The sequence below is a fragment of the Kineococcus auxinigenes genome, assembly GCF_050871525.1.
In the GTDB taxonomy this organism is placed as follows: Bacteria; Actinomycetota; Actinomycetes; order Actinomycetales; family Kineococcaceae; genus Kineococcus.
The window spans coordinates 62,693-76,400 of record NZ_JBKBCT010000001.1 but is presented as its reverse complement, the minus strand read 5'-3'; the positions used below and the strand labels follow the sequence as shown (position 1 = coordinate 76,400).

11 protein-coding genes are annotated in these 13,708 nt (G+C 74.6%); 3 read left to right on the top strand and 8 right to left on the bottom strand.

The window, feature by feature from the left end:
* The first annotated feature begins 18 nt into the window (after positions 1-18).
* The gene (locus ACRYR9_RS00305; protein ID WP_432498504.1) at positions 19-567 is read left to right on the top strand and encodes a flavodoxin family protein; all 549 of its coding nucleotides are present in this window, start codon (positions 19-21) and stop codon (positions 565-567) included.
* Between the two features lie 33 nt (positions 568-600).
* Here ACRYR9_RS00305 and ACRYR9_RS00300 read toward each other — a convergent pair whose 3' ends face one another.
* The 3 genes from ACRYR9_RS00300 to ACRYR9_RS00290 form a co-directional block, all read right to left on the bottom strand.
* Positions 601-1,437 (bottom strand): sucrase ferredoxin, encoded by an 837-nt coding sequence (locus tag ACRYR9_RS00300; protein ID WP_432498499.1) that lies wholly within the window; start codon positions 1,435-1,437, stop codon positions 601-603.
* Between the two features lie 98 nt (positions 1,438-1,535).
* Positions 1,536-2,810 carry a cupin domain-containing protein gene (locus tag ACRYR9_RS00295; RefSeq protein WP_432525985.1) on the bottom strand — a complete coding sequence of 425 codons (1,275 nt, stop codon included), beginning with the start codon at positions 2,808-2,810 and terminating at the stop codon, positions 1,536-1,538.
* 1 nt (position 2,811) lies between these two features.
* A complete protein-coding gene (locus ACRYR9_RS00290) occupies positions 2,812-3,045 on the bottom strand; it encodes a hypothetical protein (RefSeq protein WP_432493048.1) in 234 nt (77 codons plus the stop codon).
* Between the two features lie 71 nt (positions 3,046-3,116).
* Between ACRYR9_RS00290 and ACRYR9_RS00285 the strand changes: the two genes are divergently transcribed.
* Positions 3,117-4,082: an asparaginase gene (locus tag ACRYR9_RS00285; protein ID WP_432493046.1), complete on the top strand. Its 966-nt coding sequence runs from the start codon at positions 3,117-3,119 to the stop codon at positions 4,080-4,082.
* A 46-nt stretch (positions 4,083-4,128) separates the two neighbouring features.
* Complete coding sequence (locus tag ACRYR9_RS00280) at positions 4,129-5,088, top strand: glycoside hydrolase family 43 protein (RefSeq protein ID WP_432493044.1); 960 nt, start codon at positions 4,129-4,131, stop codon at positions 5,086-5,088.
* Positions 5,089-5,119: 31 nt separating this feature from the next.
* Here the strand turns inward: ACRYR9_RS00280 and ACRYR9_RS00275 are convergent, their stop codons facing one another.
* The 5 genes from ACRYR9_RS00275 to ilvD all read right to left on the bottom strand — a co-directional run bounded on the left by ACRYR9_RS00275 (position 5,120) and on the right by ilvD (position 13,691).
* On the bottom strand, positions 5,120-7,966 hold the full coding sequence (locus ACRYR9_RS00275; protein ID WP_432540175.1) for a bifunctional diguanylate cyclase/phosphodiesterase: 2,847 nt from the start codon (positions 7,964-7,966) through the stop codon (positions 5,120-5,122).
* A gap of 189 nt (positions 7,967-8,155) precedes the next feature.
* A complete protein-coding gene (ilvC, locus tag ACRYR9_RS00270) occupies positions 8,156-9,184 on the bottom strand; it encodes a ketol-acid reductoisomerase (protein WP_432493040.1) in 1,029 nt (342 codons plus the stop codon).
* A 44-nt stretch (positions 9,185-9,228) separates the two neighbouring features.
* Positions 9,229-9,741 (bottom strand): acetolactate synthase small subunit, encoded by a 513-nt coding sequence (gene ilvN, locus ACRYR9_RS00265; protein WP_432493038.1) that lies wholly within the window; start codon positions 9,739-9,741, stop codon positions 9,229-9,231.
* Positions 9,741-11,645, bottom strand: coding sequence for an acetolactate synthase large subunit (locus ACRYR9_RS00260; protein ID WP_432493036.1), 1,905 nt, complete (start codon positions 11,643-11,645; stop codon positions 9,741-9,743). The genes ilvN and ACRYR9_RS00260 overlap by 1 nt, the downstream gene beginning before the upstream one ends.
* Positions 11,646-11,939: 294 nt before the next feature.
* Entirely contained in the window at positions 11,940-13,691 is a 1,752-nt protein-coding gene (ilvD, locus tag ACRYR9_RS00255; RefSeq protein WP_432493034.1) for a dihydroxy-acid dehydratase, read from the bottom strand.
* Positions 13,692-13,708: the final 17 nt, after the last annotated feature.

Here is a 13,708-nt window from a genome sequence, read left to right as displayed (position 1 = left end):
ACCGGCACCGTGCGGTCCATGGCCCAGCGCGCCGCCGAGGCCGGCGAGCGCGCCGGCGCGGAGGTGCGGCTGCGGCAGGTCGCGCGCCAGACCACCGGCGGTGAGCGCGCCACCAGCGAGGCGCAGGCCGAGCACGGCGCGAACGCCACGGAACCCGCCGCGACGGCCGAGGACGTCGTGTGGGCCGACGCCGTCCTGTTCGGCTCCCCCACCCGCTACGGCAACATCGCCGGGCAGCTGAAGACGTTCATCGACTCCCTGGGGCCCCAGTGGGCACAGGGCCTGCTGGCGGACAAGGTGTACGCCGGGTTCACCGCCAGCCAGACCGCCCACGGCGGGCAGGAGTCCACCCTGCTGGCGCTCTACAACACGATCCACCACTTCGGCGGCCTCGTCGTGGCCCCCGGGTACACCGACCCGCTGAAGTTCGTCGACGGCAACCCCTACGGCGTCTCCCACGTCACCGGGGCGAACAACGACACCCCGCTGGGCGAGGCGCAGCTGAACGCGCTGGACCACCTGGCCACCCGCGTCGTGACGATCGCCGGGCGCCTGAAGGGCGAGTGACCGGTACGCGCCGCTGACGGCCGGTGACGGCCGTCAGCGGCGCAGCCCCAAGAGATCCCAGGTGCGCGCCCGCTGGGCGGTGCCGGCCGAGCACGTCAGCCGGTGCGCCGGCGCCTGCCCCTCGGCCAGGTCCACCTCCAGCAGGCCGTGCGCGTCGAAGCGGACCCGCCAGCGAACCCGTCCGTCCGGCCCTTCCGGCAGGCGACCGGCGTGCAGCGGTGTGAACGCGTCCAGGCGGTCCTCCCCCAGCACCAGGCGCGCGTGGCCCTCGGCGGCCTGCACGACCCCCGCGTCGCCGCACCGGCCGCGCAGCCGCTGCGGCAGCACGCGGCCGGAGCGCACGGCGGCCAGCAGCGCGGGGGCGTCACCGGGCCCGAGGTGCCCGTGCACCGCGCCGCCGGGCAGGGACAGCGCGGTGGCGGCGAAGCGGTCCCCGCCCAGGTGCGAGCACTCCCACACCGCGTCCGCGTCCAGGGCGGCGAGCGCGGCGACCACGGGACGGCCCCGCACGGCGCAGCACCAGTCCTTGCGCCCGTGCGTGCACACCAGCAGCAGCGGCCCGGCCGCGTCCTGCCAGCCGTCGTCCTGGCGGACGCCGTCGTCCACGGCGACGGCGTCCGCCAGGCCGTCGGGCGGTGCCAGGCGCGTGCGCAGCCGGGTGCGGCCGCGGCGGCAGTCGGCCAGGAACAGCCGCCGCGGACCACCGGGGTCGCGGCCGGCAGCGTCGGGGCGGCGCACCAGCAGCAGCTTCACGCCCAGGGCGGCGGCCGCCTCGCGCAACCGGGCCGTGGTGCCCTCCCCCAGCCGGGACGCCGGCACCGCGCCCGGACCCCACGGTCCCGGCTCCTCCACGAGCAGGTAGCCGCGCACCGGCGTGGCGGTGCCCAGCAGCTGGTCGCGGTCCCCCTGCGCCCGCGCGGCGCAGGAGAACCGCTCGCCGGCGGCGGCGGCAGCGGACCCGACAGTGCTCAGGCCGGCCCCGCGGGCAGCAGGACGTTCTCGCGCAGCAGGCGGCGCAGCACCACGAGCGCGTCGTCCTCGGCCACCCCGGTCGCCGCGGCCGCGAGCTCACCGGCGGACGTGGTCGCCGAGGCCAGCACCTGCTCCAGGGCCGGGCGCACCCAGCCGGGGAAGGCCACGCGCCGGTCGGGCAGGACCAGCTCGACGCGCTCGCCGGCGTCGGCCAGGCGCGTCGTCAGCCCGCGGCGCGGTCGCAGGCGCGTGCCGGCGGTGAGCGCCCGGGCGGTGGCGTCCTGCGCCAGCGCCCCCACCGGCTCGGCGGGCACGGCGCGCTCGCGGCGGCGCTGGACGAGCCGGCGCACGGCCGCCTCGTCCAGGCCCTCCAGCCAGCGCGCCGCCGCCGCCCGGAACTCCCCGAGCTCGAGGTCCTGACCGGGCAGCGGCAGGGCGCGGCGCAGCGCCACGTCGTCGCGGCCGGCGGAGGCGACGGCGTCGGCGAGGACGTCCGCCCACGTGGTGGCCAGCAGCCCCACCGTCAGGTGGACGGAGCGCTCCTCGGTGGTGCGGGCCGAGTGCAGCCAGCCGCGCGGCAGGTACAGCGCGTCGCCGGGTTCCAGCACGGTGTCGATCACCGGGGCGCGCCCGCCGACCGGGTCCGGCCCCAGGGCCTTCGACGGCTGCGACTTCAGCGGCAGCTCCACCGCCGGCGGGTGGATCGTCCAGTGCTTGCGGCCGTCGACCTGCAGCACGACCACGTCGTGGGTGTCGTGGTGGGGCTTGAAGCCCTGCGCGCCCGGCGGGGTGACGTAGACGTTCACCTGGCACTGGTGACCCAGCTCGGCGGCCAGGTCGGCGCAGAACGTCGCCAGCGGCGGCCAGGTGCGGTGCAGCGCCTGCAGCACGATCGTGGCGCCGTCGGCGAAGGAACGGGCGATCCCGTCGCTGTCGGGCAGGTCGCTCAGCTGCTGGTTGCCGGCGACGGCGCTGCGGGTGAAGGCGCTGCGCGGCAGGCCGACGCCGTCCTTGACCATCGTGAAGAACGGGGTGCGCAGCGCGCGCGGGCCCAGCAGCTCGTCGACGTCCGCGGTGGACAGCAGGTCGTCGAAGTCGGCGCGGCCGCCCTGCCCGGAGCGCTCGGCGGCGCGCACCAGCAGCGGGCGGGTGTTCCAGTGCTCGGTGGCGATCGCGCCGGCCGCCGCACCGAAGCACCGCTGCAGCGCCGACGCGCCCGGCGCCGCCCCCGTGGTGGGAGCGGCGCCGGGACGGGAGGGAGCCAGCGTCACGTCAGCTCCCGGCGGGGTCGGAACCGGCCGGGTCGGAGCCGGAGGGGTCGGCCTGGGTGGAGTCGCTGTCGCCGGAGTCGGCGTCGCCGCCCTCACCGCCGGCGGGGTCCACGCCCGCCGCGTCCGAGCCGGAGGGGTCGACCTGCGTGGCGTCGCTGTCGCCGGAGTCCGCGTCGCCGCCGCCACCGGCGCCGAGCGGGGTCGTGGTGATGTCGTCGTCGCTGAGGTTGCTCATGCGCGCGAGCCTCCCACCGGCCCCGGCGCCCCGCACCCCGGCCGGGCGGCCCCGCACGCCATCCTGGGCCCGTGCCCGAAACACCTCCCCGTGCCCCCGTCCTGGCCGTGCTGACCACGGGCGGCACGATCGCCAGCACCCGCGACGAGCACGGGGTGAGCACCCCGTCGCTGGGGGCGGCGGACCTGGTGGCCGGCGCGGCCCCGGGGGTGCGGGTCCGGGCGGTGGAGGTGCTGCACGCTGACTCCTCCAGCCTGACGCTGGCCGACGCGGCGCGGGTGCGCGCAGCCGCCGCGAGCGCCCTGGCGGACCCCGCGGTGGCGGCGGTGGTGGTCCTGCACGGCACGGACTCGATGGAGGAGACGGCGCTCCTGCTCGACCTGCACCACGACGACGCCCGGCCCGTGGTGCTGACCGGGGCGCAGCGCACCGCCGACGACCCCGCGCCGGACGGTCCCGCCAACGTCGCCCTGGCCGCGCGCACCGCGCTGGACCCGGCCGCGCGCGGGCGCGGCGTGCTCGTCGCCTTCGGCGGCCGGGTGCACCGGGCGGTGGGGCTGGGCAAGCGACACACCACGGACCTGGACGCGTTCTCCTCCCCCGCCGCGCCCCTGCCGCGCGTGGGACCGCTGCCCTGGACGGACGCGCCGTGGCCGCGGGTGGACGTGGTGGCCGTGCACCCGGGGGCCGACGGGGTGCTGGTGGACGCCGCGCTCGCCGCGGGGGCGCGCGGCGTCGTGCTGCAGGCGCTGGGCTCGGGCAACGCCAGCGCGGACGTGGTGGAGGCGGTGCGCCGCTGCACCCGAGCGGGTGTCGCCGTGGTCGTGACGACCCGCGTGCCCGGCGGCCCGGTGAGCGCCGGGTACGGCGGCGGCGGGGGCGGGCACGACCTCGCCGCGGCGGGCGCGGTCCCCTCGGGAGAGCTGCGGGCCGGGCAGGCGCGGGTGCTGCTGGCCTGCCTGCTGCGCGCCGGTGCCGGCGCGGGCGAGGTGCGCGAGCGGTTCCGCCGGCTCGGCGGGGACGCCGGACCCCGCTGAGCGGGACCCCACTAACCTGCGGAACCCCGACTGCGATGGAGGACCGTTGACCGACGACCGGCTGCACGGCGCACCGACCCCCGACCCGCTGGTGGAGCAGCGCGCCGACCCGTTCATCACCCCGCCGGTGGACGGGACGTACTACTTCACCGGCTCGGTGCCGGAGTACGACCGCGTCGTGGTGCGCGGGTCGTCCACGATCGCCGGGCTGCGCACGGCCCCCGAGACGGTCGTGTGGCGCCGCCCCGCGAGCGGGCCGACGGGCGGGCACGTGTGGGCGCCGGAGCTGCACCGCATCGACGGCCGCTGGTACGCGTACTTCGCGGCCGGCGACTCCGACGACGTCTTCGCCATGCGCATGTACGTCATCGAGTCCTCGCTGGCCGACCCGCGCGACCCCGCCGGCTGGGGCGAGCCGCAGGAGGTCCCCACCCCGTTCGGCTCGTTCAAGCTCGACGCCACGACGTTCGAGCACCGCGGTCGCCGCTACTACCTGTGGGCGCAGCGCGAACCCGGCATCGACGTGAACTCCAGCCTGTACATCGCCCCGATGGCCTCCCCGACCGCCCTGGGTGGTGAACCGGTGCGGATCGCCACGCCGACCCTGCCGTGGGAGGTGCAGGGGTTCGCGGTCAACGAGGGTCCGGCGGTGCTGGTGCGCAACGGCCGCGTCTTCGTGGCGTTCTCCGCCAGCGCCACCGACGAGCGGTACTGCGTGGGCCTGCTGACCGCCGACGAGGACGCCGACCTGCTCGACGCCGCCTCCTGGCGCAAGACCCCTGAGCCGGTGTTCACCACCCGCGCGGAGGTGGACCGGTACGGCCCGGGCCACAACTCCTTCACGGTGGCCGAGGACGGGGTGACCGACCTGTTCGTCTTCCACGCGCGCGACTACCCGGGGTTCCAGGGCGAGGACCCGCTGTACGACCCGAACCGGCACGCGCGCGTGCAGCGGTTGTCCTGGAACGCCGACGGCACCCCGGCGTTCGAGGGGCCGGCGGGCTGACGACGAGCCGGTGGCGCGCCGGGCCCGCGCGCTACCGCGGTCGCAGGTCCACGCCGTCCGCGGCGAGCGATCGCCAGCGGGCGGCGAGGGCCTCGGCGGGTTCGGGCCGGCCGATGTGGAACCCCTGCGCGGAGTCGCACCCGATCTCGGCGAGCATCGCGAGTTCCTCCGCCCGCTCGACCCCTTCCGCGACGCAGGTCATCCCGAACTCCTGCGCGAGCCCGCACACGGCCGCGACGAGGGCGACGTCGCGCGAGCCCGGTGCCGCGCCGCTGACGAAGGAGCGGTCCACCTTCAGCTGCTGGACGGGGAGGTAGCGCAGGTAGGCCAGGGATGAGTAACCGGTGCCGAAGTCGTCGATGGAGAGGCCGACGCCCAGGGAGCTCAGCGCCTCGACCGCCTCGCTCATGCTCGAGCGCTCCGACATCAGCGTCGTCTCGGTGATCTCCAGGCTCAGTTCCGAAGGTGCGGTGCCGTTGCGCTCGATGGAGCGCTGGACCGCGGCGACGAGGGTCGGGCTGCCGAGCTGCTGCGGGGAGAGGTTGACCGCCATGCGGAAACCGGGCGGCAGGTGGCCCCGGCTCCTCCAGGTGCTCAGCTGGCGCAGGGCCTCGTCGAGGACCCACTCGCCCAGCGGCACGATGAAGCCGGTCTCCTCGGCCAGGGGGATGAACTCGTCCGGCGGGACGTGCCCGACGCCGGGCCGGTCCCAGCGCAGCAGCGCCTCGACACCGCGCAATTCACCGGTGGGGACGTCGACGATCGGCTGGTAGTGCAGTTCCAGCTCGCCTCGTCCCAGCCCCCGGCGCAGCGCCTGCTCGGTGTCCAGGTGGCGCAGGGCCTGGTAGCGCAGGCCCGCCTCGAACCGGGAGGCCCTGTTGCGGCCCTCCTGCTTCGCGAGGTACATCGCGGTGTCCGCCTCGCGCAGCAGGTCCGCCGGGCGGTGGTGCTCCTGGGCGGTGGTCACCCCGATGGAGGCGGTGATGCGCAGTTCCCGCCCCTCCATCTCGACCGGCTCCTGGAACGCGTCGACGATGCGCTGCGCGAGGACGCCGGCGGCCCCGGCGTCGGTGTCCTCGCACAGGACCATGAACTCGTCGCCGCCCAGCCGGGCGACGGTGTCGCTGGCCCGGGCGGCGCGCTTGATGCGGTGCGCCGCGTGCAGCAGCAGGGCGTCGCCCACGTCGTGGCCGAAGGAGTCGTTCACGAGTTTGAACCGGTCCAGGTCGATGAACAGCAGCGCCACGGCCGTTCCCCGGTGGTGGCGGTCCAGGGCGTGCCCGAGCCGGTCCATGAGCAGGCGCCGGTTGGGCAGGCCCGTCAGGGCGTCGTGCATCCCGAGGTGGGCCAGCCGGCTCTCGGCACGGCGCAGCAGCACCGCGTCGATGTCGCGCCGCAGTTCGCACGCCTCGGCGACCTCCACCGGGTCCCAGGGCAGGCACCGGCCGGAGACGCTCTGGCGCCACGACGAGAAGGAGTTGCGCGGCGAGAGGGGCGTGTCCCGGTTCTGCAGCGACTGCTCCCCCAGCCAGTCCAGCGTCTGCACCACTTCGGGGCGGAACCAGAGGAGGTAGTCGCGGTCGCCCCCGAAGGGCACGAACACCACCCCGGCCACCGACGGCAGCAGTCCCGCGAGGTCGGGCCGCTCCAGGGCCAGCGCGTCGCTGACGAGGGGGAAGTCCCCCTCCTCGGTGCTGCGCAGCCGCTCCACCACCGCCAGCACCTCGGCCGGGGGCGGCGTCTCACCCACCTGGACGAGCTCCTCCTCCAGGGAGACGACGGCGCCGTGCGCGGGGACGAGGTCCAGCAGGGTGACCTCCCCGCGGGTCAGGCCGTCGGAGACGTCCTCGGCCCCGACCATCTGCTCCACCAGGCGCGTGCGGACGTGCTGGACCTCCAGGCGCCGGCTCAGCTGCCGGGTCTCGTGCAGCGCGGTGAGCCGGGAGGTGAGCTGCTGGGCGAGGACCTCGCAGGCCTGGCGCAGGGGGTGCGGGACGTGCCGGGCCCGGCGGTCCCCGCAGGAGACCATCCCGACGAGCTCGCCGTCGTGGACCAGGGGCAGCGACATGCTGGCGGCGATCCCCATGTTGCGCATGAACTGCACGTGGTGCGGGGAGACGGCACGCAGGTGGGCGTGGCTCAGGTCCAGGGGGGCCGTGTCGTGGCCACCGGCGGTGCCGGCCAGGCGCAGCAGCGGAGCCGGTCCGTCGGCGCCGAGGACGATGTGCCTCGACTGCTGCAGCAGGTACAGGCGGCGCGCCTGGGCGGGGATGTCGGAAGCCGGGTAGTGCAGGCCCAGGTACGGCTCGACCTCGTCGACGCGGTCCTCGGCCACCACTTCGCCGTGCCCGTCGGGGTGGAAGTGGTACACCATCACCCGGTCGAAGCCGGTGAGGCGGCGGACCTCCTGCGCCGTCGCCGTGCGCACCTCCTCGATCGTCCCGCTGCGCAGGAGCCGACCCGTGGCGGCGTGCAGGTCGGCCAGGAGACGAGCCGGGGAGACGGCGCCGGCGGGCTCGACCTCGACGACCAGGAGGTCCCCGGAGGCGTGGGCGCTCACGTCGACGGGGAGACCGCCGACCTTGGCGCGCAGCGCCGGCACCGCGGCGTCGTCGGACGCGGCGAGAGCGGTGCGCAACCGCCGCGTGCACCCCGTCCCGAGAGCGGCCTCGAGCGGGCGCCCCAGGACCTCGTGCACCTCCGCACCGAGCAGCTGCCTGCAGTTGGCGCTGACCTGGACCACCTCGAGGGTGGCCGGGTCGGCGGCCAGCAGGACGCCGTGGGGCTGCACCGCTCCCGGGACGTGGATCGGCTCCCGGACGCACTCGGCCAGTCGCGCCTGCTCGTCCGCGGGCAGCAGCCCCTCGGCACCCGTCACCTCGTGCACGCCAGGACGTCCGCCACCACGCCCACCCCCGTCCGCACCCGGTCCTCGACCGTGTCCGGCGACACTACTGAACGCAGCGGCGCGGTGCCTCGCCGAGGCGGGGCCGTCGCACTGCCCGACCCCGGGAGCGAGCGCGCCCCCGCGTCCCGGGAGGGACGCGGGGGCACGGGACGCGCGGTGTCAGCGGGCGGCGGAACCCTCGACGTAGTCGGAGTCGTCCGACTTCACCCACGCCATGAGCTTGCGCAGCTCGCGGCCGGTGGCCTCGATCGGGTGCTGCTCGGCCTCGGCGCGCAGGCGCTTGAACTCCGGGGCGCCGGCGTCCTGGTCCTCGATGAAGCGCTGGGCGAAGGTGCCGTCCTGGATGTCCTTCAGGACCTCCTTCATGCGCTCCTTGACCGAGGCGTCGATGACGCGCGGGCCGGAGACGTAGTCGCCCCACTCGGCGGTGTCCGAGACGCTCCAGCGCTGCTTGGCGATGCCACCCTCGTACATGAGGTCGACGATGAGCTTCAGCTCGTGCAGGCACTCGAAGTAGGCGACCTCCGGCTGGTAGCCGGCCTCGGTGAGGACCTCGAAACCGGTCTGCACCAGCGCGGAGGCGCCACCGCACAGCACGGCCTGCTCGCCGAACAGGTCGGTCTCGGTCTCCTCGGTGAAGGTGGTCTTGATGCCGCCGGCGCGCAGGCCGCCGATGGCCTTGGCGTAGGCCAGCGCGAGGTCCCAGGCGCCACCGGTGGCGTCCTGCTCCACCGCGACGATGACCGGCACGCCGCGGCCGTCGACGTACTCGCGGCGCACCAGGTGGCCCGGGCCCTTGGGGGCGACCATGACGACGTCGACGTCCGCCGGGGGCTTGATGTAGCCGAAGCGGATGTTGAAGCCGTGGCTGAAGAACAGCGCCTTGCCGGCGGTCAGGTTCGGCTCGATCGCCTCGGCGTACAGGCCGCGCTGCAGGTGGTCCGGAACCAGGACCATGATGACGTCGGCGGCCTTGGACGCCTCGAACGGGGTGAGGACCTGCAGGCCCTGCTCCTCGGCCTTGGCGCGGCTCTTGGAGCCCTCCTTCAGGCCGACGACGACGTCGACGCCGGAGTCGCGCAGCGACAGGGCGTGGGCGTGGCCCTGGCTGCCGAAGCCCAGGACCGCCACCTTCTTGCCGGTGATCCTGGTCAGGTCGGCGTCGTCGTCGTAGAACATCTCGGCCACGTGGGGTTCTCTCCTCGTCGGTTCGTGCGTTGCGGGTGGGTGGTTCAGGCCGAGCGCAGGGCGCGGTCGGAGATGGCCCGGCCGCCGCGCGCGAGCGCGACGGCACCGGACTGGACGAGCTCGCGGATGCCGAACGGCTCCAGCACGCGCAGCAGCGCGGCCAGCTTCTCGGGGCTGCCGGTGGCCTCGACGGTGACCGCGTCCGGGGAGACGTCGACGACGTGGGCGCGGAACAGCGCCACGGTGTCGACGACCTCGCCGCGGGCGGAGGCGTCGGCGCGGACCTTCACGAGCACCAGCTCGCGCTGGACCGAGGCGTCGTCCTCGAGCTCGACGATCTTCAGGACGTTCACGAGCTTGTTGAGCTGCTTCGTCACCTGCTCCAGGGGCTGCGAGGCCACGTCGACGACGATGGTCATCCGGGAGATCTCGCTGCGCTCGGTCGGTCCGACCGTGAGGGAGTGGATGTTGAAGTTCCTGCGCGCGAACAGCGAGGTGATGCGCATCAGGACACCGGGCCGGTTCTCGACCAGGACGGACAGGGTGTGGCGGCTCATCAGGAGATCACCTTCTGCGCGGCGGGGTCGTCGCTGGACACGCCGTCGCTGTCGGCCTCGCGGTCCCACTCCGGGGACAGCCCGCGGGCGTACTGGATCTGGTCGTTGCTCACGCCGGCGGCGACCATCGGCCAGACCATCGCGTCGCGGTGGACGCGGAAGTCCACGACGACGGGCACGTCGTTGATCGCCATCGCCTTCTCGATGGTGGCGTCGACGTCCTCGGGGCGCTCGCAGCGCAGGCCCACGCACCCGTAGGCGTCCGCGAGCTTGACGAAGTCCGGGACCGGCGCGGAGTGCGTCGAGTGGTCGCCGGAGTGCAGGTCGGTGTTGGAGTAGCGCTCGGAGTAGAACAGGGTCTGCCACTGGCGGACCATGCCGAGGCTCGAGTTGTTGATGATCGCCACCTTCACGGGGATGCCGTTGAGGGTGCAGGTGGCCAGCTCCTGGTTGGTCATCTGGAAGCAGCCGTCGCCGTCGATGGCCCACACGACGGTGTCGGGGCGCCCCACCTTGGCGCCCATGGCCGCCGGCACGGCGTAGCCCATCGTCCCCAGCCCACCGGAGTTCAGCCAGGTGCGCGGGTTCTCGTACTTCACGAACTGGGCCGACCACATCTGGTGCTGGCCCACGCCGGAGACGTAGACCGCCTCCGGGCCGGCGATGGCGCCGATGCGCTCGATGACGTGCTGGGGCGAGAGGGTGCCGTCGTCCGGCTCGGTGTAGCCCAGCGGGTAGGTGCGCTTCCAGGACTGGGTCTGCTCGGTCCAGGCGGTGGTGTCGGCGCGCCCGTTGGCCTCGAACTCCGCGGCCACCGCGGTGGTCAGCTCGGCCAGCACCAGCTTGGCGTCGCCGACGATGGGCACGTCCACCGCGCGGTTCTTGCCGATCTCGGCGGGGTCGATGTCGGCGTGGATCACCTTGGCGCCCTGCGCGAAGCTGGACAGCTCGCCCGTGACGCGGTCGTCGAAGCGGGCGCCCAGGGTGATGAGCAGGTCGGACTTCTGCAGGGCCGCCACCGCCGCGACGGTGCCGTGCATGCCGGGCATGCCCAGGTTGGACGGGTGGGAGTCGGGCAGGGCCCCGCGGGCCATGAGCGTGGTGACGGCGGGGATGCCCGTCAGGTCGGCCAGGGCGCGCAGCTCCGGGGAGGCGTCGGCCTTGACCACGCCGCCGCCGACGTACAGCACCGGGCGCTGCGCGGCGGCGATGAGCCGCGCGGCCTCCTTGACCTGCTTGCCGTGCGGGCGCGTGACCGGGCGGTACCCGGGCAGGTCCACCGAGGTGGGCCACTCGAAGGAGGTGCGCGCCTGCAGCGCGGACTTGGCGACGTCCACGAGGACCGGGCCGGGACGTCCGGTGGCGGCCAGGTGGAACGCCTCGGCGATCACGCGCGGGATGTCGGCGGGGTCGGTCACCAGGTAGTTGTGCTTGGTGATCGGCGTGGTGATGCCGGCGATGTCGGCTTCCTGGAAGGCGTCGGTGCCGATGGCCGCGGCGCCCACCTGCCCGGTGATGGCCACCATCGGCACGGAGTCCATGTTGGCGTCCGCGATGGGCGTGACGAGGTTCGTGGCGCCCGGGCCGGAGGTGGCCATGCACACGCCCACCTTGCCGGTGGCCACGGCGTACCCCTCGGCCGCGTGCCCGGCGCCCTGCTCGTGGCGCACGAGGATGTGCCGCACGTGCGGGGAGTCCATCAGCGGGTCGTAGGCGGGCAGGATCGCGCCGCCGGGGATGCCGAAGACGACCTCGACCCCTACCGCCTCCAGGGAGCGGACCAGGCTCTGCGCGCCGGTGAGCGACGCGACGGGGAGCGTGGGGTCCAGCGGCAGGCCGCTGGGGCCCTGCTCGCCGGCCGGCGTGGTGCTGATCGGCGTGGTGCTGATCGGCTCGTGGGCCATCTGGAGTCCTCCTCGGCGGTGCGGCTCGGGTCCTGCAGTCGTCGGACGCGACCGGCCGCTCGGTGCGCCGGACGCGAAAAGACCCCTCCGCCGCGTAGGTGGGTGAGGGGTCGCGCGCTCGGCGGGTCGATCGTCGTCGACCTCAGCGGGCGCGCTGTCCGATGGCTACGAGGAACCGCATGAGCAGCACGGTAGTCGCCCCTCCCGGCGGTGTCAGCCGCCGGGGCGTCACGTCTCACATCGTGGACAGCAGGTCCACGTGCTGGACACCGCGCCCCGGCGGCTCACGACCGCTCAGCTGCAGACGGCCCCCACGGAGGCGGACTGCACCTGCTTGGCGTACTTGGCGAGCACGCCGCGCGTGAACACCGGCGGCAGCGGCTCCCAGCCCTCCCGGCGGCGCGCCAGCTCAGCGTCCTCGACGAGCACCTCGAGCGTCTTGCCCGCCACGTCCAGGCGGACCGGGTCGCCGTCGCGCACGAGGGCGATCGGCCCGCCGTCCACGGCCTCGGGCGCCACGTGCCCCACGCACAGCCCCGTGGTGCCGCCGGAGAAGCGCCCGTCGGTCAGCAGCAGCACGTCCTTGCCCAGCCCGGCGCCCTTGATCGCGCCGGTGATGGCGAGCATCTCGCGCATGCCCGGGCCGCCCTTGGGGCCCTCGTAGCGGATGACGACCACGTCGCCCGCGCCGATCGTGCCGTCCTCCAGGGCGTCCAGCGCCGCGCGCTCGCGCTCGAAGACCCGCGCGGTGCCCTCGAAGACCTCCGAGTCGAACCCGGCGCTCTTGACGACCGCACCGCCCGGGGCGAGGTTGCCCGAGAGGATCGTGATGCCGCCGGTGCGGTGGATCGGGTCGTCCAGCGCCCGCAGCACCACGCCGTCGACGTCGGGCGGGGAGATCTCCGCGAGGTTCTCCGCCATCGTCCGGCCCGTCACCGTCAGGGTGTCCCCGTGCAGCAGGCCGGCGTCCAGCAGCGCGCGCATGACCACCGGGATGCCGCCGATGCGGTCCACGTCCACCATGACGTGCCGGCCGAAGGGCTTCAGGTCGCCCAGGTGCGGCACCTTCCCCGCGATGCGGTCGAAGTCCGCCAGCGTCAGGTCCACCTCGGCCTCGTAGGCGATGGCCAGCAGGTGCAGCACCGCGTTGGTGGAGCCGCCCAGCGCCATGACCACGGCGATGGCGTTCTCGAACGCCTCCTTGGTCATGATCTGCCGGGCGGTGATCCCGTTCGCCAGCAGGTTCACCACCGCCTGGCCGGAGCGGCGCGCGAACCCGTCGCGGCGGCGGTCCGTGGCCGGCGGGGCCGCGCTGCCGGGCAGCGACATGCCCAGCGCCTCCGCGGCGGCCGCCATGGTGTTCGCGGTGTACATGCCGCCGCAGGCGCCCTCGCCCGGGCAGATGGCGCGCTCGATGGTGTCGACGTCCTCGCGGGACATCAGCCCGCGCGCGCAGGCGCCCACGGCCTCGAAGGCGTCGATGAGGGTGACCTCGTGCTCGCTGCCGTCGGACAGCTTCGCCCGGCCGGGCAGGATCGTGCCGGCGTAGAGGAACACGCTGGCCAGGTCCAGGCGGGCGGCGGCCATGAGCATGCCGGGCAGGGACTTGTCGCAGCCGGCCAGCAGGACCGATCCGTCGAGGCGCTCGGCGCTGATCACGGTCTCCACGGAGTCGGCGATGACCTCGCGGCTGACCAGGGAGTAGTGCATCCCCTCGTGCCCCATGGAGATGCCGTCGGAGACGGAGATCGTGCCGAACTCCAGCGGGAACCCCTTCGCGGCGTGCACGCCGTCCTTGACGGCCTTGGCCAGGCGGTCCAGCGGCAGGTTGCAGGGGGTGATCTCGTTCCAGCTGGAGGCCACGCCGATCTGCGGCTTGACCCAGTCCTCGTCGCCCATGCCGACCGCGCGCAGCATCCCGCGCGAGGCCGTGGCCTCCAGGCCGTCGGTGACCTGTCGGCTGCGGGGCTTGACGTCGACGCCGGGGGCCGCGACGGGACCGTCCGGCTGCGCTGCGGGGGCGTTCGCGGGGGTGTCGGGGCTCACCCCGCGATCCTAGGTCC